Source organism: Psychrobacter muriicola 2pS (genome assembly GCF_904846535.1).
GTDB classification, from domain to species: domain Bacteria; phylum Pseudomonadota; class Gammaproteobacteria; order Pseudomonadales; family Moraxellaceae; genus Psychrobacter; species Psychrobacter aquimaris.
In genome coordinates, this window is the sequence record NZ_CAJHBC010000013.1 from 45,564 (window position 1) to 70,214 (window position 24,651).

General features: G+C 43.1%; 19 protein-coding genes and 1 rRNA gene. 6 read left to right on the forward strand and 14 right to left on the reverse strand.

Annotated features, from left to right (window positions below; translation table 11 throughout):
* Positions 1–301: 301 nt before the first annotated feature.
* The 4 genes from JMX93_RS13670 to JMX93_RS13685 form a co-directional block, all read right to left on the reverse strand.
* On the reverse strand, positions 302–727 hold the full coding sequence (locus tag JMX93_RS13670) for a hypothetical protein (RefSeq protein ID WP_193012154.1): 426 nt from the start codon (positions 725–727) through the stop codon (positions 302–304).
* A gap of 439 nt (positions 728–1,166) precedes the next feature.
* Positions 1,167–1,781 (reverse strand): YceI family protein, encoded by a 615-nt coding sequence (locus JMX93_RS13675; RefSeq protein WP_499205043.1) that lies wholly within the window; start codon positions 1,779–1,781, stop codon positions 1,167–1,169.
* A 198-nt stretch (positions 1,782–1,979) separates the two neighbouring features.
* Entirely contained in the window at positions 1,980–5,084 is a 3,105-nt protein-coding gene (locus tag JMX93_RS13680) for an efflux RND transporter permease subunit (RefSeq protein WP_499205044.1), read from the reverse strand.
* Positions 5,081–6,415, reverse strand: a complete 1,335-nt coding sequence (locus JMX93_RS13685; protein WP_499205045.1) for an efflux RND transporter periplasmic adaptor subunit — start codon at positions 6,413–6,415, stop codon at positions 5,081–5,083. Before JMX93_RS13685 ends, JMX93_RS13680 begins: the two co-directional genes overlap by 4 nt.
* A 490-nt stretch (positions 6,416–6,905) precedes the next feature.
* Between JMX93_RS13685 and JMX93_RS13690 the strand changes: the two genes are divergently transcribed.
* Positions 6,906–7,034, forward strand: coding sequence for a hypothetical protein (locus tag JMX93_RS13690; RefSeq protein WP_264298246.1), 129 nt, complete (start codon positions 6,906–6,908; stop codon positions 7,032–7,034).
* Positions 7,035–7,321: 287 nt separating this feature from the next.
* Here the strand turns inward: JMX93_RS13690 and recG are convergent, their stop codons facing one another.
* Positions 7,322–9,673: an ATP-dependent DNA helicase RecG gene (recG, locus tag JMX93_RS13695; protein ID WP_499205046.1), complete on the reverse strand. Its 2,352-nt coding sequence runs from the start codon at positions 9,671–9,673 to the stop codon at positions 7,322–7,324.
* Between the two features lie 272 nt (positions 9,674–9,945).
* Between recG and JMX93_RS13700 the strand changes: the two genes are divergently transcribed.
* Positions 9,946–10,923 (forward strand): patatin-like phospholipase family protein, encoded by a 978-nt coding sequence (locus tag JMX93_RS13700; protein WP_499205047.1) that lies wholly within the window; start codon positions 9,946–9,948, stop codon positions 10,921–10,923.
* 146 nt (positions 10,924–11,069) lie between these two features.
* On the opposite strand, the gene JMX93_RS13705 is transcribed toward JMX93_RS13700, so the two are convergent.
* Entirely contained in the window at positions 11,070–11,657 is a 588-nt protein-coding gene (locus tag JMX93_RS13705) for a hypothetical protein (RefSeq protein ID WP_193012157.1), read from the reverse strand.
* Positions 11,658–12,169: 512 nt separating this feature from the next.
* On the opposite strand from JMX93_RS13705, the gene argA reads away from it, so the two are divergent.
* Positions 12,170–13,492, forward strand: a complete 1,323-nt coding sequence (argA, locus tag JMX93_RS13710) for an amino-acid N-acetyltransferase (protein WP_193007269.1) — start codon at positions 12,170–12,172, stop codon at positions 13,490–13,492.
* An 86-nt stretch (positions 13,493–13,578) separates the two neighbouring features.
* Here argA and bamJ read toward each other — a convergent pair whose 3' ends face one another.
* Entirely contained in the window at positions 13,579–14,310 is a 732-nt protein-coding gene (gene bamJ, locus JMX93_RS13715; RefSeq protein WP_193012159.1) for a BamJ family beta-barrel-assembly machinery protein, read from the reverse strand.
* A gap of 461 nt (positions 14,311–14,771) precedes the next feature.
* Here bamJ and JMX93_RS13720 point away from each other — a divergent pair, with 461 nt between their 5' ends.
* A complete protein-coding gene (locus tag JMX93_RS13720) occupies positions 14,772–16,484 on the forward strand; it encodes a mechanosensitive ion channel (protein ID WP_499205048.1) in 1,713 nt (570 codons plus the stop codon).
* A 102-nt stretch (positions 16,485–16,586) separates the two neighbouring features.
* Here the strand turns inward: JMX93_RS13720 and JMX93_RS13725 are convergent, their stop codons facing one another.
* On the reverse strand, positions 16,587–18,002 hold the full coding sequence (locus tag JMX93_RS13725) for a hypothetical protein (protein WP_499205049.1): 1,416 nt from the start codon (positions 18,000–18,002) through the stop codon (positions 16,587–16,589).
* Positions 18,003–18,308: 306 nt separating this feature from the next.
* On the opposite strand from JMX93_RS13725, the gene budC reads away from it, so the two are divergent.
* Positions 18,309–19,091: a meso-2,3-butanediol dehydrogenase gene (gene budC / locus JMX93_RS13730; protein ID WP_193012162.1), complete on the forward strand. Its 783-nt coding sequence runs from the start codon at positions 18,309–18,311 to the stop codon at positions 19,089–19,091.
* A 103-nt stretch (positions 19,092–19,194) separates the two neighbouring features.
* On the opposite strand, the gene JMX93_RS13735 is transcribed toward budC, so the two are convergent.
* The 3 genes from JMX93_RS13735 to JMX93_RS13745 all read right to left on the reverse strand — a co-directional run bounded on the left by JMX93_RS13735 (position 19,195) and on the right by JMX93_RS13745 (position 22,704).
* Entirely contained in the window at positions 19,195–19,890 is a 696-nt protein-coding gene (locus JMX93_RS13735; protein WP_499205050.1) for a lysophospholipid acyltransferase family protein, read from the reverse strand.
* Positions 19,891–20,053: 163 nt separating this feature from the next.
* Positions 20,054–21,940 carry a DNA topoisomerase IV subunit B gene (parE, locus tag JMX93_RS13740; RefSeq protein ID WP_499205051.1) on the reverse strand — a complete coding sequence of 629 codons (1,887 nt, stop codon included), beginning with the start codon at positions 21,938–21,940 and terminating at the stop codon, positions 20,054–20,056.
* Positions 21,941–22,050: 110 nt separating this feature from the next.
* Positions 22,051–22,704: a YqiA/YcfP family alpha/beta fold hydrolase gene (locus JMX93_RS13745; protein WP_198332579.1), complete on the reverse strand. Its 654-nt coding sequence runs from the start codon at positions 22,702–22,704 to the stop codon at positions 22,051–22,053.
* A gap of 188 nt (positions 22,705–22,892) precedes the next feature.
* Here JMX93_RS13745 and JMX93_RS13750 point away from each other — a divergent pair, with 188 nt between their 5' ends.
* On the forward strand, positions 22,893–23,153 hold the full coding sequence (locus JMX93_RS13750) for a DUF1289 domain-containing protein (protein WP_102092139.1): 261 nt from the start codon (positions 22,893–22,895) through the stop codon (positions 23,151–23,153).
* A gap of 37 nt (positions 23,154–23,190) precedes the next feature.
* Here JMX93_RS13750 and JMX93_RS13755 read toward each other — a convergent pair whose 3' ends face one another.
* From JMX93_RS13755 to rrf, 3 genes are all read right to left on the reverse strand, one after another.
* Positions 23,191–23,499, reverse strand: coding sequence for a hypothetical protein (locus JMX93_RS13755; RefSeq protein WP_102092140.1), 309 nt, complete (start codon positions 23,497–23,499; stop codon positions 23,191–23,193).
* A 232-nt stretch (positions 23,500–23,731) separates the two neighbouring features.
* Positions 23,732–24,124: a hypothetical protein gene (locus JMX93_RS13760; RefSeq protein ID WP_198332578.1), complete on the reverse strand. Its 393-nt coding sequence runs from the start codon at positions 24,122–24,124 to the stop codon at positions 23,732–23,734.
* A 259-nt stretch (positions 24,125–24,383) separates the two neighbouring features.
* Positions 24,384–24,498 (reverse strand): 5S ribosomal RNA (gene rrf, locus JMX93_RS13765).
* Between the last annotated feature and the right edge of the window lie 153 nt (positions 24,499–24,651).

Below are 24,651 nucleotides of genomic sequence, written 5' to 3' on the forward strand. Positions count from 1 at the left end.
CATACCCAAACTATTACATGAATAAAAACGATACTATTTAAACATAAGATGAATATCATTCATGTTAATAATTTATTGGATAGTTGATTCAGGATTATTTTTATATAAAGGAGGTAGATGACATACTACAAACAGCAGTCTAAGCAAGGCTGACAGCCTACCTAAGTGAGATATAATATGGCTAATATGGCTAATATGGCTAATATGGGGCTAATATGGCTATACCATCTTAAAATAAAAAAGATGATTGGCTTATAAAACCAATCACCTTTTAATATTTATTATGATTATTTTGGTTGTATTAGCTGGCAAATTGAAGCTTGTTTATACTGCCGATAAGCACGTTAAGCTTTTGCTCAAGCTTACTTCTTTCTAACTTCTTTTTGGCCACAACTTTCATGCTTTCATCTGCTACCTGCGCATTACCTTCCGCTACTGCTTGCTTTAATGCGAGTTTCTCATATACAAGAGCGACTCTCAAAGGCTCAAGTTGATTAATAATGCGATTGATAGACTTATGCAAGTCTGACTTTCTATAATATTCTTTAACCTCAAACGATTTATATAAGATACTGTCCTTATCATGCCTTGCGTTAGCGAGCTTCTCTATATAATCGGCGGCTATCTTATCTGCATATTCATCTTGAATACCAGTCTCTAAGAGCTGCTCTTGTATAGTGATACCCATTTCTTCTAACTCACTATTTTTGATTGTATTTTCTGACATTTTAAACATTCCTTTGTGATTGTCGGGATTTTGGATGAAATGAGTGATAATAAAGATGCAACTCTTATCAATTACTTTCGATAATAAGTGGTATTTATAGTAATAAATATGATTGGCATGTGGATTGATTATCTGCATAACCCAAGCGATTACGGTGACAACCATGACAATCAATTAGCAATAAATATGATTGATACATACTTTATTTATCAAGCGTGGCAGTCCATTCTAACCTAGGTGTACAAGTGTACACAATAGTCGTTTAAGCCTTTTAATATATAGGCTATAGAATAAGAGAGTGCCCCTATCTGCTAGTCAACCTAAACGTATGAAAATGTCAGTATGATGAACGATGACGCCATAAAAAAATCCAAGACTCAAATAAGTCTTGGATTTTTTTAGCCGCTCATAGGCGATATAAGGCGACGAATCACCAACTCTATCGCTTAGCTGCTTCAATCTGAATGTTCAGCTGAACTTTTTCCGTAATACCCAATAATGTATATTTGCTGATGCCCCATTTGGTGCGATCAATGGTCGTTGTAAAATCCCCACCGCAAACTGGTTTTTTCAGGATCGGATTTAGGTAGCAATTGAACTTGGTGGCCGTCAGCGTAACGGGATTAGTCTTGCCATGTAGTGTCAACATACCATCAACCTTACTGACATTTGAGCCACTACCATCAGTCGTAAAATACCACTTGGTAGACTCAAATTGAGCCAGTGGAAACTGCTGAATATCGAAAAAATCTGCGCTTTTTAGTGTAATATCAAATGCTGTATTGCCTGTATTTAAGCTGTTCAGAGGAATTACTAGCGAGATATTACCAGTCTTAGCCACTGGATCATAATCTAGCTGTCCCGTTAAATTATAAAAGCCTCCTGTGTTGGTAGAGGTATTAAAATGATCAATAGCAAAGCGTACATTGGTATGGGTGGGGTCTATATCGTAAGTCATCGCATAACTGCTGGCGATACCTAACATGCTTATACACAAAGCTAGGAGAGACGTTCGAGAGGACAGTATGACTGCCGAGAGGGACATTTGATTCATAGTGACATTCCTTTGCAATAATAAATGACGGGGTAACCACATCCTTTGTGATTGTGCTCTTATATATTGTGCTCTTATATATTGTGTCTAAGACAGACAAGCCCATACTTAATCAATAAGTATGGGCTTGTCTGTCTTAGACACAATATTATCACTGATAACGCTATGTCATGTGTGTGGTCAAATAAAAACGTTAAATCATACTTTACTGTCCGTTGTTGCCTGCTCTTTGCCACTTGGCACAAGCCATTTGGCAAACCATCCTGACACATCGTCCATCAAGGTATAGACCACTGGAATAACCACCAAACTTAATAGCGTTGAGGTCACTAGACCACCCAATACCGCTGCTGCCATCGGTCGCCTAAACGTAGGATCGGCATCGCCCCAACCAAATACTAGTGGCAACATCCCTGCACCCATCGCAATAGTGGTCATGATGATAGGCCGCGCACGCTTACGACAGGCATCCATAATGGCCTCAAAACGCGCCAGCCCACGACGCTGAGCAATCAATGCATAATCAACGAGTAGGATCGAGTTTTTGGTCGCAATACCCATGAGCATAATAAAACCAATCATCGAAGGCATCGACAGACTACTATTGGTAATCACCAGACCCACAAACGCGCCGCCTATCGATAAAGGCAATGCCATCAAAATGGTAAATGGCTGTAATAAACGGCCAAATAATAAAATAAGAACGCCTAAGATACAGACCACACCCACTGACATCGCAATGATAAACCCACTAAAGAGATCGGCCATGTTCTCAGCTTGACCTTGATCAATAATGGTAATCGAAGGTGGCAATTGCTGCATGGTTGGCACTGACTTGACCGCTTGTACTAAATCGCCTAGCTCGCCATCTGCTGGTTGCACTGTGATGCTAATCGCACGCTCCCGATCTAGCCTGCTGATCTGCGCAGGCCCTGTACCAAAATCGAGCGCTGCGACTTCGCCCACCCGTACCCCTTGCTCTGCAGGCATGGTACTCGGCACATATAAGCCTTCTAATTGACTGACGTTTTGCTTGGCTACATCTGGTAGACGCACCACGATAGGAATCTGACGAGTATCAAGATTGAGCTTAGACAAGCGCTGCTCATAATCGCCAACAGTCGCCACACGTAACGTGGTCGCAATGTCTTGCGTCGTCACCCCTTTGTCAGCCATCGCTAGTCTATCTGGCGTTACGGTGAGCTCTTGGCGTGGCAAACTGCGATCACTGGTCACCGCGCCTGCACTAGGCAGACCGCGTATCTCAGTCATGATTTTTTGCGCAGTCTGTTCGAGTAGTTGAGGATTGGTACTGGTTAACGAAAAATTATAGCCACTCTCTCCGCCACTCGATAGCCCAACCGTAAAGCGAGCACCTGGCACTTCGGTCATTAATTTACTAATTTTACGTTCTATTTCTTGCTTGGTGCCTCGTTCTGCACGTGGGGCAAGTACGATATCCAAGCCCGCAATGTTTTCAGCTTTACCGCCACCACCATCCGACGCACCCATCGATGCCTGTGCCTCTCCCACAGACGTAAATATATTAGTCACCTCAGGCATGGCCAAAATACGCTCACTGGCAAGCGCCGCTACCCGCTCTGTATCTGCAAGCGACACATCGGGCGTCAGCTCAATTGCCACTCGAGTTTGATCGATATCGTTATCAGGGATAAATGCCGTTGGCAGTAGCTTGACCAGCCCTAGTGAGGCCACAAACAATATTAATGTTGCACCCATGGTTAGCCAGCGACGATGTAATGTCCATGAGACAATTTTGAGATAATACCCCATCATCGCGCTTTGCTTCTCGACGTGGTTTTTCTCAGGTCGCAATATGTAGGCCGCCATCATCGGTGTGATCAAACGCGCCACCATGAGCGATGCAAAAATCGATAACGCCGCCGTCCAGCCAAACTGACGGAAAAACTGTCCAACGATACCACCCATAAAGGCTGTTGGCAAAAACACAGCAATCAAAGTAAAGGTCGTAGCTACCACCGCCAGACCAATCTCATCAGCCGCTTCCATCGCAGCTTCGTAAGGGGTCTTGCCCATACGTAAATGCCGTATGATGTTTTCGACCTCAACGATCGCATCATCGACCAGTACGCCAATGACCAACGATAATGCCAGTAGCGAGATAATATTGAGGCTAAAGCCAAAGAGATACATGCCCAAAAAGGTAGGAATCACGGATAAAGGCAAAGCAACAGCGGCAACGATAGTCGCCCGAATATTGCGTAAGAATAGAAATACGACAATAACAGCTAAAATACCGCCTTCGATCAACATCCGTAGAGAGGCTTCATAATCCTCAGCAATGGGCGTCGCTCTGTCATAAACCTTTTCGATGCTGATATTGCCCACATCAGCAGTCAGCTTGGCAAGCTCGTCATCGACAAGCGCCATGACATCAACCTCACTAGCACCGCGCGAGCGAGTGATGTTAAATGCTACTACCGTTTCACCATCAAGCTTAGCAATAGAGCTTGGGTCAGCGGCGCCATCGGTGATTTGTGCCATCCGTCCAAGCGCTTGTGTACCGCCAGTGGGAACCGCGACTTGTACGTCGTTAAGCTCATTGGCTCGCTCAACGGCACCAAGTACACGGATAGTCTGCGTCGTATTTCCTACTTCTGCCTCTCCGCCAGAGCTGTCTTGCTGGATGCCCGCGATTTGTTGCGATAGTTGGGAGATGGATAGTTTTAGACCACTTAGCGCAATTGGGTCAGCGGCAACCGTAATTTCACGCTGAAGCCCGCCAACACGGCTAACGGTACTAACACCCGGTATATCAGATAGTCGCTTGGTAACGGTGTCATCTACAAACCACGATAGATCTTCCACACTCATATTTTGAGCTGCAACAGAGTAAGTCACGACTGGAAACCCTGCGGTAGATACCTTGGTAATAATAGGATCATTAGCGGCGGCTGGTAGATCGCCACGTACCTCGCCGACCGCCGAGCGTACATCGTCAACGGCTTCTTGAATATCTTTTTCTAAGTTGAACTCAGTAGCAATCGTCGCCGCACCCGTCTGTAGCGTAGTACGAATATGGCTCACACCCTCAATACTGGTCAATTTATTTTCAATCTTTTTGGCGATATCATTTTCGAGCTGCGAGGGCGCAGCACCCGGTAGTGTTACCGTTACTACCACAGCGGGCAGGTCGATATCCGGGAACTGCTGTACCTTCATTTTCATAAAGCCATAGATGCCGCCTAATGTCAGAAGCACAAATAGCAAGATCGCAACGAGCGGGTTTTTTATCGAATAAGAAGAGACATTTAGACTCATGATTGTGCCTGCGCTGCTGTAGCCGTTTGGCTCACACCATTAACGATACGCACCAAATCTCCATCATTTAAGAAACTACCGCCTTGCTTCACAATATGACTGTCATTCGGCAATGGCTCTAGTACGGCGACATTTTCGCCAAGTCGCTCGCCCAATGTCACTCGTTGTTGCTTGATACGACCCATCGACTTACCGTCTGTCGTAGTTAGATCAGTTACTACCATCACATAGTCATAGCCATCATTGCTGACGATAGCACTATTAGGAATAGTTTGCGTGCTGGTACTGCCGAGCAAAAACTCACCCGTCTGATACATGCCAGCACGTATGTTTGGATTAGCAGCGAGACTCGCATAAATCGTGATTTGGCGATTATTATCTGCCGTCGGTGCGATACGGCTTACCTGCCCCATCACAACATCATCGCCCGGTAGCCCGACTCGTACCGGTGTGCCAATGTTGATATCGCCGACAAGCTTAGGATCAATATCTGCTCGCCACTCCAATATGCCACCTTTGATAATCGTAAATAATGGATCACCACCTGCAACCTGTCCAACCTCGATCATTTTTTCACTGATGATACCACTGACAGGGGAGACTACTGTGGCATTATCAAGGGTCAAACGCTGAGTATTTAAACGGGCTTTGGACGCTTGCAATGCTGCGCGGGCACGCACCTCAGAGGTACGGTAGCGATCGGCTTCTTGTTTGCTAATGGCATCAATATCTATCAGTGGCAATACACGGGCAGCATCGGCGCTAGCATTGGCAAGCGTTGCTTCTGCCTCTGCGACATCGGCCTCAGCTTGCAGCACTTGTTGCTCCATGGCGTCTGTATCAAACATGGCCAACACTTGCCCCGCTCTCACACGGTCGCCCTCTTCGACCAATACACGCTCGATAGCCACACCACTGACTTTTGCACTGACATTAGCGATATCTTTGGCGTTGATGGTTCCATCAGCGCTGAGTGTGCTACCGATATCATCTTGGCTTGGACTAACGGTTTCTACTGACAGTACAGACTGCTCCGTGCTCGCATTACCATCAGTTGCCTGATCGCTGACCGCACCATTAGCGGCGGAGGCTGTCGACTCGTCTTCCACTCCACTGTCATTGTTGCCCCAATACTTTCCAAGTAGCACGCCAGCGACAAGCACGGCTGCCAATATGGGTAGCAGCCATAATGGTAGTTTTGAAGAGGTTTTTTTAGAAAAAGTATCAGATTGACGATATGGGGGCAGCTCAACGTGTTGAGATGACTCAATATTGGTTTCTTGCTCGCTAGTCGGTGCTTGCTTATCATCAGGGTGTTTAAAATCACTCATAGTCGGTCTCTATAAATAAGCACGGTACTAACGCCGTAAAAAGCATAAGGGAAACAAAATGATGCAGGCCGATCTTAGCAAAAATGGTCTTTTAACATTGTAGACTATCTCGTCATTGGGTCAATTGTGTTAAGTATCTACATAGTCAATTGTTGATAGTAATCTAGATATAGTAAGACACTGAACTTAATAAAGATATTAATACCAAAGTTATAAGGTGAACGATAAATAAAGACAGACGACCACAACATATGCCCAGTGCAGTCCCTAAATATTTTTTACCCAAAATCCTCCTTTCTTAAAACTTATTCACCCGATGAATAGGTAATTAACTGTGCGGTGCGGGCATATTGAACAAGTTGAGATAAGACAAATATTCTTGGAGTAATCCCTCACAAAAATTAACGATACATACTCCCTACAGTTTAGACTTGTATTTATGAGGTAATTTGTCATTATTAATATAACTCAATTAATAAAGGAACCAATCATGGCTAATAAATCAGACGTAAAGAAGTTTAAGCAAGAAATTAAAGACACTAAAGCGAAAATTAAACAGAAAAAGAAAGACCTCAAAGATCTCAAGAAGTCATTGAAAAAAGCGAAAAAAGCGAAATAGCTTTGTTTCGAAAAAATGGCTCTGTAGCAAAAAAACGTAAGAGGATAGCGTTGGCTGTCCTCTTTTTTTTTGCTATTAATTTATTGCTTAGAGACTGCATCAAATCATAGTGCTGACTCACTTTGATTAGGGCGTGTCCTCATTTAAAAAATGGTGATAAATTGCCGTCAAACAAGGAAAGTAGCGCAAATAATATCGAGATATTGATAATCTATTTGACGATGTTTGGCAAAATTTAGCCATTTTTAGTCCATTTAGAGGATAATCGATTGAATTGAGGACACGCCCTAGGCATTGGTATAACGACTCGCCTCGGGCATCCAGCGGTGAATCAGTTGGCTAACATCCGCTTTGCGCGTAGGATCTGTAATCAAATGCTTGGCCAAGCGCTGGGCAATGGCAAATAATTGCTCATCACGAATGAGATCGGCCAAATAATAGCCCACATTACCCGTTTGGCGTTTACCCAGTAGCTCACCCGGTCCACGCAGCTCTAAGTCTTTTTGAGCGATGACAAAACCATCGGTGCTATCACGTAGCACGTTCAAACGCTCTGTGCCTGTTTCTGATAACGGTTTTTGGTATAACAAAACACAAAAGCTCTTGGTTGAGCCGCGCCCAACGCGCCCGCGCAACTGATGCAATTGTGAAAGCCCTAGACGCTCCGCATTTTCGATAACCATTAATGATGCATTGGGTACATCGACACCCACCTCGATGACGGTTGTGGCAATTAACAAATCCAAATTACCAGCTTTGAATGCCTGCATAATGGCTTGTTTATCAGCGGACTTCATTTTGCCATGAACAAGACCAATGCGAATATTCAAGCGCTCATTTAAATCTTCATAAGTGGCTTCAGCTGCTTGTGCATCCAGCACACTAGATGCTTCTACCAATGAGCACACCCAGTACGCTTGCCTACCCGCTTCGCAATTAACCGCAATACGCTCTATCACCTCATCGCGTCGATTACGATCAATGGTCACCGTCGTAATTGGGGTGCGTCCCGGTGGCAGCTCATCAATAATCGAGGTGTCCATATCACCGTAAACACTCATCGCAAGCGTACGCGGAATCGGGGTGGCAGTCATAATCAGCTGATGCGGCGTGCTATTGGCTACCCCTTTATTAGTCAATGCCATCCGCTGCTCAACGCCAAATCGATGTTGCTCATCAATAATGACCAGTCCCAACTTAGCAAACTGTACTTGCTCTTGAAACAATGCATGGGTACCGACGACCACTTGGACAGTGTTTTCTGCAACTGCTTCCAATGCTTCGCGGCGCTGCTTGGCCGTTTGCTTACCAGCAAGCCACCCAACACCAATACCCAATGGCTCAAACCATTGTTTGAAATTAACCAAATGCTGTTCTGCTAAGATTTCCGTCGGCGCCATGACTGCTACTTGCCAACCACTATCAAGCGCATAACCTGCTGCACCTGCTGCGACCAAAGTCTTGCCAGCACCCACATCGCCTTGTACCAGTCGTAGCATCGGGATAGAAGTTGCCATATCAGTCGTGATGTCTCTCATCACTCTTTTTTGTGCACCAGTTAAATCAAATGGCAATGCCGCAAATAGCCTATCGGTAAGCGGACTTTGCGTAGCACATTTAGGTGCTTTATGCTGATGCAATTGCTGACGACGATATAATAGACTGAGCTGATGCGCCGTCAGTTCCTCAATGATTAAACGCTGACAGGCAGCATGAGTGCGGGTACTTAATTGGGTCAATAACTTATATTGTTGACCTGCGTCGGTATAAGTCGGCGGGGTATGCAGTAATACTAAGGCTTCAAATATCGTCAGGTTATAGACATTGTTATGAGCAATGCTAGCAGCCACGCTATGGATTTCAGTATTAACGTTATAGGTAGATGGGCTGGGTTTATATACACTATTACCAGTCGTATTATCTGGCACACTACGTGCCAGTGTCGAGAATATATCTTCTGGGTATTCTGCCTCTGTTACTACTATTTTCGTCGGTTCAAAAGGTGCTAATGGCAAGTCAGCCACGACTGCAAAGTCTGTAGGGGTAAACAGCGTCATCGGCAATCCTTGACTGCGAACCGTCTGTAATGCCAACTTAATCAAGGTACGCAGCTTATTTTGGTGCAAGCCTTTAACGCTTGGATAAATAGGCTGTAGGCCCGTATTGACGATGGCTTCATTGCTGCTAATAATTTGATATTCAGGATGATGTATCTGCTTGCCATAACGGCTGACTTTTACTTCACCAAACACTTGCAACCGCGTCCCTAAGCTCATGGTTTGTGCAAGACCACGATAAACCTTAAAAAATCGCAAAGACATCGTGCCCGTATCATCATCTACCACGACTGTCATACCGCTGCTCTTGCTATCGACGTGCACCACGCGCCCAGTGATGAGCGCAGACTGCCCATGCCCCACCTCTGCTATGGACAACAATCGGCTACGATCTTCATAATCACGTGGTAAATGCAGCAATAAATCAAATATTCGTTTAATATTCAATTGTGCCAACTGCTCTGCCACTTTTAATCCCACACCTGCCAGTGCGGTCACTGGCATATCTAGTGCTGAGAGTGACAAATCAGGCCTTATATGGTCTGCTGGGCTGGTTAAAGAAGAGTTCACCGATACTGACATCAAAGATCCTAACGATATTATTTTTAATTTCCATATACTCATTCAAGTATTTTCAATATACCGTAGATGATGACAGTTTTTATAAAACAGCTGTCATAAACAGGACACATCAAAACACCGACTCAGTTCATTATAGCTGACAATACAATTGCTTATGCTCAGCTATTTAGTAATACTGCGTCAAAAAGCCTGAAAGGCAAACTGCTCATTTGTATCCTATCAATAACTGATGTCTTATTTTCCATATTATGGCCATTTTATAAGGTGTTTTTATGTTCGCTCCTACCCAGTATCGACAATCTCGTCATAGTCTAAAATGGCTACAAACCAGCTTAGTTACCGTACTCGGATTTTATATCAGTGCCTGTAGCACCTTGACACCGACAACACCCGTGGCCGAGCCTATTATAGAAGCGCCCAGCGTCGCATTGGTATTGGGCGGTGGCGGTGCCAAAGGCTTCGCCCATGTCGGAGTGATTAAAGCACTAGAAGCAAACGGCATTAAACCCACGCTCATCGTTGGCACTAGCGTCGGCAGCTTGGTTGGTAGCCTATATGCCAGCGGCTACACACCAGTACAACTTGAGCAACTGGCACTGACCACTACAGACAGTGAATTGACAGATTTTGTCTTATCCAATCAAGGTGTCATCGAGGGCATCAAGCTCAAAAACTTTATCAACGATAAAGTCGATGGACGAGTCATAGAGGATTTTCCCATCCGTTTTGCAGCAGTCGCAGCGGAGAAGCATACTTTGAAAAAAGCCATTTTTACCACTGGTGATGCGGGGCTTGCCGTTCAAGCGTCCTGTAGCGTACCTAATATTTTTATCGCCCCCCGTATCCCTGAAAGAGTCGGTAAAAAATATATCGATGGCGGTGTGGTCAGCTTAGTACCTGTCGATAGTGCGCGTGACTTGGGCGCTGACATTATTATTGCCGTTGATGTAACCGCTGCTCCAAACAACAGTGCTTCTGATGGAAAAGCTTTAACTATCAGCTCATTAAGTGATTTTTGGGGATTGCTTGAAACCAATGTCGTGTCACCCACCAACCGCTCCTCATCGATACACCGTGAACGAGATCGTGCTGATGTGCTGATTACTCCTGCGGTCAGTCATATCAGCTCAATAGATACCAGCCAGCGCCGTGCTCTCATAGCTGCGGGCTCGCAAGCCACTACCGCACAGATGGCTGCCATTAAGCAATTAATCAAAGAAAAATCTGCCCGCAAATACGCGACGCTTTAAGCGCCTTGTAACGGCGTACCAAAACCCCTTACAACCCATAAAAAAGCACCACAGCAATGAGCCGTGATGCTTTTTGTGATTCAGCGAACATTAAGCCCGTATTACATAAATAACACTTATACAAAACTTAGTATTAAATGACTGACTTATTTCACACGTGCGCGATATTTAACCACCACAGTGTCATTAAGACCGACACCCTCTAAATCCCAGCGTACCGCTTTATAATATTTTAATGGAATTTCTTGCAGTTGGTTATCCACTTTTCCACGTAATGGCATACGGGCAAAAGTATTGCCATCTGCACTGCCGTATGGAAAATCAGGTGATACTGTACGCAATAACTCTACCTGCTCAGGGATACTCATGGTCACGGTCATTTTACGGACGCGATCTGCATTAGTATTGGTAAAATAACCTTGGTACTCTAAGACATTACCTGACTGTAGGCGCGTACTGGCATTCACCGGAGCCAAAACCTCTTGACCGTTTGCATCAACGCTAATCAATGACGCTGTAATTTTACTATTGACGGCCTGTGCACTTGAGTTGCTGCTTTTAGTGGCATTGGCCTGTACAGCTGCGGAACTATCAACGGCTTGTTCTGGCGTTGGTAGCATTGCCGAGGCTTGCGTCACTACCATCGCACCGATGAGCGTGCCAGCCACAACGTGAAATAAGCGATGCCCGCTCCAGGCACTAAATGGGCTAGCAAATTGGTTACTTTTTTTCATGATTTTCATTATCCCTGATTAATATGTCGGTAAAACGCAGCTGGTAAAACTTGAATAACTTGTGATGTATGTTTAATCGTTTACAGGTAGCACAATTTAGATGAAGCATGGCTAATTATAAGAAACATGACTAATTATAAATAGTCGATTGTTATAGTATTGACATACCTAATACTTAGTATCGATCACCTGATTATAGTGACCACTGATGACAAGCACTGCATGCGTCCATATTGTCATAGCTGGTCAGATTAGCGTATAAAGTGCTTTATTTTTATTGATTATCTTCGTTCATTGCCTGTAAAGCAATAGCGTTTAGCATAGCAAAAAGTGTTTGTAGGTACACTAACCCCGTGTTGAGGTTGTGTATATAGTTCATCAGCGATAAAAATTGATTGACACTACTGAAATAAAAGATAGCTCATAACGGCGTTTTTTGCTATGGTAATTCTTTAGCGATAGGCATTTTTTGCTACGCCCCTTTTCTTATCCTCACTACTATTGCCCTTATTATGACTACTAGCGCCATGCCCCAAATCAACCCTGAATACGTCCATTGGTTCCGTAACTCTGCCCCTTACATCAATACCCATCGCGGCAAAACGTTCGTGATTATGTTTGGTGGTGAGGCGGTCAATCATCCAAATTTCAGCACTCTGATTCATGATTTTGCTTTATTACATAGCTTAGGTATCAAGCTGGTATTGGTACATGGAGCGCGACCGCAAATCGAAAAGAACTTGAAAGATGCTGACATTACTTCCCCACTGCATCAAGATATTCGAATTACACCGCGCGTGGCGATGCCTGCTATTTTACAAGCGGTAGGCGCTATTCGCCTGCAGCTCGAAGCGCAGCTGTCAATGGGACTGGCCAACTCGCCTATGTATGGCTCACGCATCGATGCCATTTCAGGCAACTTTGTGACCGCACGTCCTTACGGTATTCGTGATGGTATCGACTACCAAATGACTGGCGAAGTGCGTTCTATCGATGTTGAAGCCATCAAAAACAACCTGCTACACGACCATATTGTGATTTTAGGCTCGATGGGTTATTCAGCGACTGGTGAAGTCTTTAATTTGCTAGCTGAAGACGTGGCGCTCAGTGCAGCCGTAGCACTTGGTGCGGATAAACTTATTTTCTTAGGCGAAGAAGCAGGGATTAATGATGATGATCGCTTACTAAGAGAGATGATTCCTAATGAAGTCGATCGCTTCTTACGTGATCGTGACTTAAATTGCGAGATCAATTATTTCTTAAATTGTGCCAGTTTGGCTTGCCGCCAAGGCGTCCATCGCACCCACATCATCTCGTACGCCAAAGACGGTGCCTTATTAGAAGAGTTATTCACTCGCGATGGCTCTGGTACTCTTATCAGCCATGACCCTTACGAAGAGATTCGTCGTGCCAATATTGACGATGTGGTCGGACTGATTGAGCTATTATCACCGCTAGAAGAGCAAGGCATATTAGTCAGCCGCTCACGTGAACGCTTAGAGCAAGAGATTGACAACTATAGTGTCATCGAGCGTGATGGTATGATTTTGGGCTGCGCGGCGCTATATCCATTGGATGCAGAATCAGCAGAAGTTGCATGCGTCGCCGTACATCCCGATTATCGTAGTGGTAGTCGCGGTGCGGACTTACTGGCATTTTTAGAGCAGCAAGCGCGCAGTCATGGTCTCCATAAGTTATTTGTGTTAACGACACGGACGGCACACTGGTTTGTCGAGCAAGGCTTTGCCGAAGTCGAGGCCAGCGCACTACCTGAATCGCGCCAAGAAAAGTACCATAATGGTCGTAATTCTAAAGTCTTTCAAAAGACTCTTTAGACTCTCAAACTCTAGTCATAAAAAAGCCCTCGTAAATATTATGAGGGCTTTTTTATGACTTTATTTTTTAACACGGTTAACTAAGCTTATTTTACTTTTAATAGCTCAACCGTAAAAATAAGCGTGCTGTTAGGCTCGATACCTGCGTTACCCGCTTCGCCATAAGCAATATCTGATGGGATATAAAACTCGTATTTGCCACCCTCTTTCATCAACTGTAGACCTTCTGTCCAGCCAGCGATGACTTGGTTCAATGGGAACTCAATTGGCTCACCGCGCTCATAAGAACTGTCAAATACCGTACCATCAATTAACTTACCTTCGTAGTTTACTTCAACCACGTCAGTCGCTTTTGGTGACTTACCCGTACCTGCTGTGATGACTTTGTACTGTAAGCCAGAAGCCGTTTCTTTGACGCCTTCTTTTTTAGCATTTTCTGCTAAGAATGCAGCGCCTTTAGTTTTGTTTTCTTCAGCTTTTGTTTCCATGTCTTTAACGAACTTTTCTTCTTGCTCTTTTTGGTAAGTCGTCAATACTTCCTGCATTTGCTCTTGGGTCAGTGCTGATTCATTACCTTCATAACCATCACGGAAGCCTTTTTCAAAGGTATCAAGATTCAGATCGCCGACCGCTTCTTTATTACCTTCAGCCATCATATAACCCAAGCTATAACCTACTTTTTCATTTGCTGAGCTTTGCTCGGTGATTGAAACGCTTTGAGCAGCTGTCTCTTGGTTACCGTTATTTGTGCTACAGCCTGTTACTAACAACATAGCACTAGCAAGTGCACCAACGCTTAAAGTAGTGATTTTTTTCATAAAGTACTCTCAAATTGTAAGGATAGTGGCGAGATGTCACATGCTCCTATAATAACAAATCTTAGTTTTAGGAACCATGTTTGCCATCAAATTATCGGGCGAATGTACAGTCTATGTTAATATTTATCGTCATAATAACAAGTTATCACACAAATACAGTAACACGTTAAGCTTTCTATCTTTAAATCCCCTAGTACATCAGCTAAGCTGAATTAGTTAAGGTGATAAGTAACCGAGTGTACGTCTTTATCATGGATGATTAATATTGGCAGTGAAGCAGTTAACACAAGATAAACCAACGTTTTTTGATAAGGTTACATACTCAAAAATTATAATATCATCGCATAACTTACTTTAAAGATACTATTTATCATAACCATCTATGTATTGGCTTCGCTTAATAATAGCTGTACTCATGATATTGTTTAGCTGATTCTACATGATGATTAAAGGAGGATAAGATGAACCCAATGTATACATCTTTTAACGGTTATCTTGGTGGGCCTATCGGCTCCATTATTGGTGCTATTTTAATATTTATTATCGGTTGGCTAGTGGCACTGGGTATCGCGGCGCTGGTTCGTAATGTATTATCTAGGGTCAATCTAAACCAACGCATGAGCTCTTCAACGGGTAAGACCTACGATTTAGAAGGTATTATCTCTAAGGTTGTATTTTGGTTTATCTTTATCATCGCGATTTCTGGGGCGCTGAACCAATTGAACTTGAACTCAATCTCGACACCGTTTGCAAATATGGTCAATCAAGTCCTAGCATTTATTCCTAACCTAATCGGTGCTATCGCTCTAGGTCTTATTGGTTGGGTTGTCGCCACAGTGACTCGTACAGCCATCAATGCTGGACTGGCTAAGACGTCAATGGATGAACGCTTAAGTGCGCAAGCTGGCGTAAAACCAATGAGCAGCACGATTGCTGATATGGTTTATTGGTTCATCTTATTGATTGTTTTAACGATAGTATTGGGTCAATTAGAACTTGATGGTTTATTTGCCCCATTGACTAACATGGTTGATAAAATCTTTAGCTTTATTCCTAACATCCTCATTGCTGGTATCGTCTTTGTTGTCGGCTATATCATTGCTAAAGTGGTACGCGGCATTGTGACCAATCTTGTTGCTACTTTTGATGTCCAAGAATTGGCTACAAAGGCAGGTTTAAGCGAAAAGAATAGCTTACCTAACATTGCTGGTTCATTAGCATTTTTAGTAGTGATTATCCCAACTATCATTGCAGCACTGAATGCCCTTAAAATCGAAGTGATTGCTCGTCCTGCAACGAACATGCTGAACAAAATCATGGAAGCACTGCCGAACATCTTTATGGCAATTGCGATTTTAGTCGTAACCTTCTATGTAATACGTATGGTTGCCAATATCATCAAAGGTTTGATCGAAAACACTGAGATCAATCAGCTACCTGCGAAAGTTGGTTTGCAAGAAACCATGGGTAACAAGAGAGTCTCTGACTTAGTTGCTTATGCAATTATCTTCTTTGCAATGTTATTCGCCTCGATTGCCGCCGCTGATTTATTAGGTTTTGAGCCTATCTCAGCCATTATCGCCATGTTTATTGCGTTTGGTGCCAACATCATCTTGGGTGCAATCATTCTCTTTATTGGCTTTTGGCTTGCTAATATCATTGCTGGTGTCGTTGAGCGTTCTGAGCAAGGCTCGCAGTTCTTAGCAAATATCGTCCGGGTATTGATCATGGGTTTAGTACTTGCCATGGGTCTAAAAGCGATGGGTATTGCTGATTCTATCGTTAACCTAGCATTTGGCCTAACCCTAGGTGCCGTAGCCGTGGCCTTTGCCCTCTCATTTGGTCTTGGTGGTCAAGAAGCTGCTGCACGTTTCCTACGTAAAATGCAGGATAAAATGGACAAAGAACGCGAGGAAGCTAAAGCGAAATCTGTGTTAACACCAAGTTCTTCTACTCAAGAAAAAGTTGCTGACTCAGTTCGTGAGAACACTCCTGCTGCTTCAGGTACAATGACTAATGACTTACCTACGAGCACTGTTGATACCAACAATCTTAGTACTGGTCATGTAGATATCACTCATGTTGAAACAAGTGATAACGATATCGACACTGGTTCAGATCTAGCGCCAAGTAAAGACTTTACTGATGTTGATACTAACAATGGCTTAAAATAAGCCCTAGTTAACGATACATTTTGAACATAAAAAAGACAGCCTAGGCTGTCTTTTTTATGGCGTCAACTTAGTGTTTACAAAAATATCGCTACAAAATTATACTCAGGACTTGGTCTTCCGTGCAGGTATATTCAAACTTAATTGCATTCGCATTGACTCATCTTTACCTGGTGATAAATTATTTGTCGTTTGTTTTTTACACTGTTGATTTAAACGCTGTAATTGCTTGGTCAGCTGGCGCTCACGCTGAGTCATTGGATCAACTGGTTGAATCCACAGATCAATATCAATAAAGGTGTCATTAGACTCATCAATAAAATCAATGCCCAATACAATCACATGATGCAGCTCAGCTATTGGTAGGCGGCTCGCAACATCCTGTGCAATCTTGGCTAAGTTTGGTTGAATAGCCTGTTTACTGTGTTGGCTGTCAAAATCTTGCCCATAAAATATCAATACATAATGCCGTCCCAAACTCTCATAAGAGTGTTGATGCACGACATAACCCTCTTTTTGCAAGCTACTCCCTTGTTTAGGATATCTATATAGAGTTCGAACCAACTCATGGCGTGAAAATAAAGACTCATCCAATAGCTGCTGTTGCCAATGAGAGCGTTTTATTCCTAATGTCTCTTTATCAGCATCGTCTAGCACCTCTGCATCGAGCGTCTCTATCATTTGGGCGCTTAGCTGCGACCACAGAGCTGCCGCTTGCGCCATATGCTGATGATACATCTGCGCAGTTGTACTTTTGTTTTTGTAGGCAAGCGTCATAGCGACTAATGCAGGGTTGGGTTCATCCTGCATTTCATACTTGATAAGTGTATTATCTACTGTGATAGCATCCGTAAATAAAGCTAGGCTATGCAAAAACTTAGTGATCAAATCTACTTCTGATTCAAAACTAGCGACATGATTACTGGCCGAATATTGCAACTGCCCTAAACGATAATTCAAAAATCGCCATAGCTCGCATGGTGTGTGTAGGCTTGCCAATATCGTCTGCCAATCATGCCAGCTAAAAACTTGTAGCTGCTGCACACTGTCACTCATATCTACAACCAAATCTTCCATAAAATAGCGAACACCAAAGCCATGAGTGAGCCGTTTTAGGGATTGTCGTTGCTGGGGATTTATCTTAATTTTATTAATTTCTTCACCTTTTTCAGTGAACTGAATATCAAAAGCTAAAATATCATGGCTCATGTTGTCGTTATTTTTATGCTGAGCAAGATACGTCTTGTGCCATATTATCGCGGCCTTTACTACCGCCATGCGCGCGGCCTCAATATCGACCAGACTACTTTTAGCAGGCAAATATAATATGAGCTCAAGTAATGATAGTTTACCTAGTGGCAACTGATAGTGATAATGCTGAGCACGGTAATACGCGTCATATTTATGCTCAAAATTTTGCATATTGGCCAAAGTAATGTCTACGGCATCTTTCTGCAAATAGCAGTTCAACTCATTAACAAGATAACCGTTATCAGATAGGGTAATAGTTGAGTTAGACACAGTTTTAGCCTTTTATTATCGAATGGATACGTTGTATGGTAAGTTGCTATTGATGATCATGACATTAGAGCATGTTGAATATTCGCAATATGTGTTGGCTATAACTACGGGCTGCCAACGAAAAATTTAACAAAATAAGCCCTATTAAATGCAGTCGCTTTCAGGGCAGTGAGTTGTTATGATAATAGCAAAGTAGCATGATTTGCAGTTAAAATTACCGCGTATATGCTGCTTTCGATTACATTTTTTAAAAACATTTATCAAAATTATTTAATGACCATCATATAATAACAAGGATTGAACGTTATGAAGCGCTTTAAAGAAAAAACGGTTATCGTCACAGGTGCAGGCTCAGGTATTGGGCGTGCAACCGCCATTCGCTTCGCTCAGGAAGGCGCTAGCGTCGTGTTAGTAGGACGCACGGCTGCGACATTAGAAGACACTGCAAAAGAGTTTCCGCAAGATCGTACTTGGATTCATACTGACAATTATCTCACCATTACTTGTGATATCAGTGTACAAAGCCAAGTGCAAGAAATGATAAAGCGGGCGATAGATAAGTTTGAAAAAATTGATATTTTGATTAACAATGCAGGCAAAGCCATCCAAGGCAAAATAACAGAGTTGTCTGCTGAAGATTGGAAGTTAGCCATTGATGTGAATCTAAATGGGACTTTTTATGTCTCACAGGCGGCGATGCCGCACCTCATTGCTACTAAAGGTAATATCGTCAATGTCTCATCACTTTCAGGGGTGGGCGGCGATTGGAATATGGCCGCTTACAATGCCGCTAAAGCGGGCGTAACCAATTTGACTCGTACACTAGCCCTAGATCATGGGCCTGACGGCGTGCGTGTGAATGCTGTTAACCCTAGCGTCACGAAAACTGATATGACTAGCGCTATTCAAGACAATGACAATAAGACCGATAAGTTCTTAGCCCGTTGTCCGCTCGGACGTTTGGCAACACCAGAAGATATTGCCGCTGCAATCACGTTTTTAGCGAGCGATGATGCTTCTATGATTACTGGCGTCAACTTACCTGTCGATGGCGGCGTCAGTGCTTCTAACGGTCAACCGCATTTCTAAACAGACTTAATATGAGTTGAATATTATCAATTTATGATAAAAAAAAGCCCCTGATATTCTAGTATCAGGGGCTTCTTAGTATAAAAGACTTAATAAAAAAACGTTACTCAACTGAGCTATTGATATCCTGTAGCGGCTGCGATAAGCGTTCAGGATGTCTTGGTATCACACCTTTATACTGAGCATAAATTTTTGGTAAATCTGCTTCGATATCACCACTAGGATAAACTGGCGACAGAAAACGAACTTCCTTAGTATTATAATCCATCGCTACTGGCAAAATAGGTACACCAGCACCTAATGCCAAATAATAAAAGCCAGTTTTCCAGCTTTCAGTATATTGACGAGTACCCTCTGGCGCCAATCCTAAAAATAGCGGCTCACCAGTTTTGAACTTATCAATACTAGATTGTAGCACTGAGCCTTTGTTACCTCGATCAATAGGAATAACCCCTATCCAGCTTAATAACTGCGCGAATCCTGGCACTTTAAATAGCGTATGCTTGCCCATGATGCTGACTTTTAGATCCAACGCAAATAAACTGGGAATGGCATAAACGCCATCGACGTTGGAAGTATGTGGAAGCGCCAGTACCACTGCCTGCGAAATATTGGGAATATCACCAACATTGCGCCAGCCTGCTGATTTTAGCAGCATGGATCCAATGGCTGGAGTAAATTTACCACCACGTTTTGGCACTAAATTGCCCAGCTGTTTTTTGCTAAGCTTGGGTAGTATTTTGGAGCGAGCAGACTGAGAAGCTTTGGTTTTTGAGCGCTTAAAAAAACTTGATGTCATGACGGCACCATATAATAAAAGATACCTATATAATAACATTAAGCGTATGCTACTACCTTGAATTTTATAAGCTTTTATTGTCCAATAGCTTACTCATTTATAAACTTATATTAATAAAAACGGAGAAATAAATAGGCAAATAATGAGTAAGCAATCAAGCCTCTTACGATATATCTGCTAAATCACCTTTGCTCTCAAGCCATGACTTGCGGTCAGCTGCCCGTTTTTTGGCTAATAGCATATCCATCACACTATTGGTCAATACCATGTCATCCATATCTAGCTGTACTAAACGACGTGTATCACGGCTCATCGTTGTCTCACGTAACTGCTCAGCACTCATCTCGCCCAGTCCTTTAAAACGAGTGATTTGCGCTTTTTTATTGCCCGGTACATTGGCTAAGATATGTGCAAGCTCTGGCTCATCTAACGCGTAGTGAACCTCTTTGCCCACGTCTACTCGGTACAAAGGCGGCATCGCTACAAATAAATGACCCGCATCCACTAGCGCAGGGAAATGCTTCACAAATAAAGCGCAGATCAGGGTCGCGATATGTAAGCCGTCAGAGTCAGCATCCGCCAAGATACATATCTTGTCATAGCGCAGCTCGGACAGATCATCAGAGGCAGGATCCACACCGATTGCAATGGCGATATCATGAATCTCTTGGCTTGATAGCACCGTGTCTGATGATACTTCCCATGTATTTAGGATTTTACCGCGCAGAGGTAATATCGCTTGATAGTGACGATCACGCGCTTGCTTGGCACTACCGCCAGCCGAATCACCCTCTACTAAGAACAGCTCCGCACCATCACGCAAATCACCGCGACAGTCTGCCAACTTACCAGGCAGTGCGGGGCCCTGAGTAATTTTCTTACGGGCGACTTTTTTGGCTGATTTTAGGCGACGTCCTGCTTTATTAATCGCCAATTCCGCAATTTGCGTGCCCATGTCAGCATGCTGGTTTAACCACAGGCTAAAGGCATCTTTTGCCAAGGTCTGTACGGCACCAGCAGCTTCACGACTCGATAGGCGCTCTTTGGTCTGTCCAGAAAACTGCGGCTCAGAGAATTTGAGAGAGAGAATATAGTTCACCCCATCCCAGACATCTTCTGCCGTCAGCTTCACACTACGTGGCAATAAGTTGTGAATATCACAAAATTCACGCAATGCTTCTAAGATGCCCGTACGCAAGCCATTAACATGCGTACCACCCTGAGCCGTTGGAATCAGGTTCACATAGCTTTCTTGGATTGGCGTGCCACCATCAGGCAACCAAGACAACGCAAAAGTAATGGCAGCACGTTCGCCCGCTTTCGCATCGTAATTATAATAAAACGGCGCTTCTGGCAATGTTTCAAGACCATCTAACTGTTCACTTAGATACTCGACAACCCCGTCGGTAAACTGCCAAACAACCTTTTCATCATTGATATCATCGGTGAACTCAATCGTCAGTCCCGCTGCCAAGACCGCTTTGGCTTTTAGATTGTGCTTGAGCTGCTTAACGTTAAATTTTGGCGTATCAAAAAAACTACCATCTGCCCAAAAATGTACTCTGGTACCACGTTTGCGTTTGTTTGAGCTGACCGCTTCCGTCAATGGCGTCACGGCTGCGCCGTTCTCAAACGCCATATCAAACTGCGTACTATCACGCCATACCGTCACCTCAACGCGCGTGGATAGAGCATTAACGACAGAGATACCCACCCCGTGCAGACCACCTGACACCTCATAATTAGAGGTCGAAAACTTCCCACCAGCATGCAAACGGGTCAAAATCAGCTCAATACCAGATTGACCAAACTCAGGATGAATATCAGTCGGCATACCGCGCCCGTCATCTTCGACAGATAGCGAGCCATCACTGTGCAGCTGCACCTTGATGGTTTTGGCATAACCCGCCAACGCTTCATCCACCGAGTTATCAATGACCTCTTGCGCCAGATGGTTCGGGCGCGTGGTATCGGTATACATACCTGGACGACGACGTACTGGCTCAAGTCCTTCTAAAACTTCTAACGATTGCGCATTATATTGACTCACAAATGCATCCTTAACTATTCACGTGCGTTTAACTCTATGAAACCATTATAACGAAAAACAGCGACGTTAAGGTCAATAGTCCATCGTTCACGTCATATAATGTCGTCTATCTAAGACTTTACTAACTTTCGTAGCATCTCTATCACCATCGGTAGCTGCTCACCAAAATCACTAAAGCGATGATCGCCACTCGCCTGTACCGTTACCGCTGCGCCCTGCCCTTGATAAAAGGCTTTAGACAATTCAGAGCTTAGTAGCTCATCACCTTCTTTAAGCAGTACAGCAACTTTATTGGGATAAGTTACTTGAGAAATTTGATGATCTGCAAACCATTGTAAATCTGAGTGAGTAATAGCCCAGCCACCTGCCGTCGTATGCAGGACGTTACTATGAGATAACTCATCACTGCTTTCTTGACTTGATACTGAGATGTCAGAAAAACGTTGTAGCGTGATATGAGGTTGAATACTAGGGTTTAGCAATAGTGTAGGGCAACCTATTTGATTACTGATTAAGGTAGAAAAATACCCACCCAATGAGCTACCGATTAGTACCGTATTGAACGATCCTGTCTGCTCATCTTTGCTATTGTTCAACCCTTCTATCAATGACAACAGCTGCTCATGCACTTGCGCAGGGGATTTGTTCAAATCAGGACGCAGCACAGTGATATCAGGATGATGATGCTGGCAGTATTTTTCTAACAACACCCCTTTGGTAGAGTTCGCATCGCTGTCCAGTCCATGGATATAAATCAGGTTCACGTATCATCTCACTTATTAATTTTGTTATGATTGTCTTATATAGACCAGTGACGCTAAGCATAGCACCCAATGCAAAAAAATAATAACAATAAAACGGCACACTATTAGTTGGTATTTGCGACATAATAATATTGTCATAATGGTTTTGTGCCAGTCAAAGGAATGACGGTAATAGCAATGGAGTCGCCATGAATCAACAGTTTGAGCTGTTCGACATTGACAACCCTTGTATCGGTGTCTGTCAAAGCAATAAAAAAGGCTATTGCTTTGGTTGCCTGCGCAGTCGAGCCGAGCGCCAACGATGGCATCATATGACGACAGAGCAGCAACGCGAGGTGCTAAGGCTTATCGCTGGACGTAAGCTGCGTATCGAGCTCATGCGGCTGCGTAAAAACGAGCAGCTAGGATTTGATTTTGAGGAAGACTTTGAGATAGGTGAGTTGTTTTAAGAAGTAATTAACGAGATCAGACATGCTAACAGCATCCTCAGAATGCATTAAATTTGGCTAAAATATATGCCCAATAACCTAATAGTAGAATCAGTAGTCCCCACGGTATGGCAAAGCACCAATAATATAAATCGCTAGTAGTAAATACATAAAAATAAATAGCCATTCCAACACTGATTACAAGCGAAGCTGCATATCCAATCAGCAAGGTAAAGAGAACATTATTCTCAATTTTGGTTAAGCTTGGGCTATTTTCTGCACAAATATAAAAAAGAAACCCAGTGGTAAAAGCACCGCCAATAGTAATATGCAAAAACGATATTAGAACTAGCAACCAAATTGACACGCATACTTCCTTATTCACCTAGCTTTATTCACTTAGCTTTATTCACTTAGCTTTTATTTAGATATAAAAAACTTTTGTTGAACATTAATAAAAAGGGAGCTACGCTTCTCTTACTCTAATAGTTTTTCAGAGAGCATTAACGTCTTTTAGTACCCAAACAACGGCGTTATATCTATAACTGAATAAGACGAATGAAAAAATAATTGTTAACTTAGTATTTTATATGTCACTTCTAGCTAGTCATAATTTCGTATGCCATAACAATTTGTTCTATTTGGATTGAAGCGCTTCTTCTATCATCAGCTACTGCTGTAATAAACTTAGTTTCTGTTCTCTGGGGCAATTCGTCAGATGTCAATAGCTCTACATCCATCCATTTTCCGTTATCAGATATTGCTGTGATACTTCCAATTGCAATAGTATGACCATCAGCAGTTACTAAACCAAAATACCACTGATCCATCATCATTCTTCTCGTATACCAAGCTGGAAGAATCTCAGATACTTTACCTGTATCGCTCAACATACCAATTTTAGCTTTGACTTTCTTCCATTGTTCATTGGAAAGCCATAAATTTCCCAGCCCTATGAGAACAGCAATTATTGATAATATAGTGGCCAACATAAATATCCTTATTTATTAAGCAATACTGTGATTTTATAGTCATGTAAATCTAGCATTAATAAGTATCAACCAACAATAAAAATTCATTAGAAAAGCTTACTATAATAAATTTCTGGTTATGAACAATTTTATCTATTCTCTGCAAACGTAAAAGGTGATTGAAAAAAATAACCGACGTGAGGATAATTCCAACCAAACCCCCGCACAAAGAAAAACCCCCTACTGCATAAGCAGAAGGGGGTTTTTCTTTAGAATAGAGAGCTGACGATGACCTACTCTCACATGGACGAATCCACACTACCATTGGCGCTATGATGTTTCACTTCTGAGTTCGGGAAGGGATCAGGTGGGGCCATCATGCTATTGTCGTCAGCAAAGGGGGTTAGATATGAGTCTGTTGTTGTTATTATTGACTTCAAGGTTACTTGTCGTCGACCAACATAAACCTAACTGAATCAAGGTTTAAGGTGATATCGAAATATTCTTTCTTTATTCTAAAGCTTTCGCTTTACAAGATAGATTCTTTC

Excerpts from the sequence above, each read along its gene's own strand:
- JMX93_RS13670 (WP_193012154.1), bottom strand. The coding sequence starts at position 727 with ATGTCAGAAAATACAATCAAAAATAGTGAGTTAGAAGAAATGGGTATC.
- JMX93_RS13675 (WP_499205043.1), bottom strand. The coding sequence starts at position 1,781 with ATGAATCAAATGTCCCTCTCGGCAGTCATACTGTCCTCTCGAACGTCT.
- JMX93_RS13680 (WP_499205044.1), bottom strand. The coding sequence starts at position 5,084 with ATGAGTCTAAATGTCTCTTCTTATTCGATAAAAAACCCGCTCGTTGCG.
- JMX93_RS13685 (WP_499205045.1), bottom strand. The coding sequence starts at position 6,415 with ATGAGTGATTTTAAACACCCTGATGATAAGCAAGCACCGACTAGCGAG.
- JMX93_RS13690 (WP_264298246.1), top strand. The coding sequence starts at position 6,906 with ATGGCTAATAAATCAGACGTAAAGAAGTTTAAGCAAGAAATTAAAGAC.
- recG (WP_499205046.1), bottom strand. The coding sequence starts at position 9,673 with ATGTCAGTATCGGTGAACTCTTCTTTAACCAGCCCAGCAGACCATATA.
- JMX93_RS13700 (WP_499205047.1), top strand. The coding sequence starts at position 9,946 with ATGTTCGCTCCTACCCAGTATCGACAATCTCGTCATAGTCTAAAATGG.
- JMX93_RS13705 (WP_193012157.1), bottom strand. The coding sequence starts at position 11,657 with ATGAAAAAAAGTAACCAATTTGCTAGCCCATTTAGTGCCTGGAGCGGG.
- argA (WP_193007269.1), top strand. The coding sequence starts at position 12,170 with ATGACTACTAGCGCCATGCCCCAAATCAACCCTGAATACGTCCATTGG.
- bamJ (WP_193012159.1), bottom strand. The coding sequence starts at position 14,310 with ATGAAAAAAATCACTACTTTAAGCGTTGGTGCACTTGCTAGTGCTATG.
- JMX93_RS13720 (WP_499205048.1), top strand. The coding sequence starts at position 14,772 with ATGAACCCAATGTATACATCTTTTAACGGTTATCTTGGTGGGCCTATC.
- budC (WP_193012162.1), top strand. The coding sequence starts at position 18,309 with ATGAAGCGCTTTAAAGAAAAAACGGTTATCGTCACAGGTGCAGGCTCA.
- JMX93_RS13735 (WP_499205050.1), bottom strand. The coding sequence starts at position 19,890 with ATGACATCAAGTTTTTTTAAGCGCTCAAAAACCAAAGCTTCTCAGTCT.
- JMX93_RS13750 (WP_102092139.1), top strand. The coding sequence starts at position 22,893 with ATGAATCAACAGTTTGAGCTGTTCGACATTGACAACCCTTGTATCGGT.
- JMX93_RS13760 (WP_198332578.1), bottom strand. The coding sequence starts at position 24,124 with ATGTTGGCCACTATATTATCAATAATTGCTGTTCTCATAGGGCTGGGA.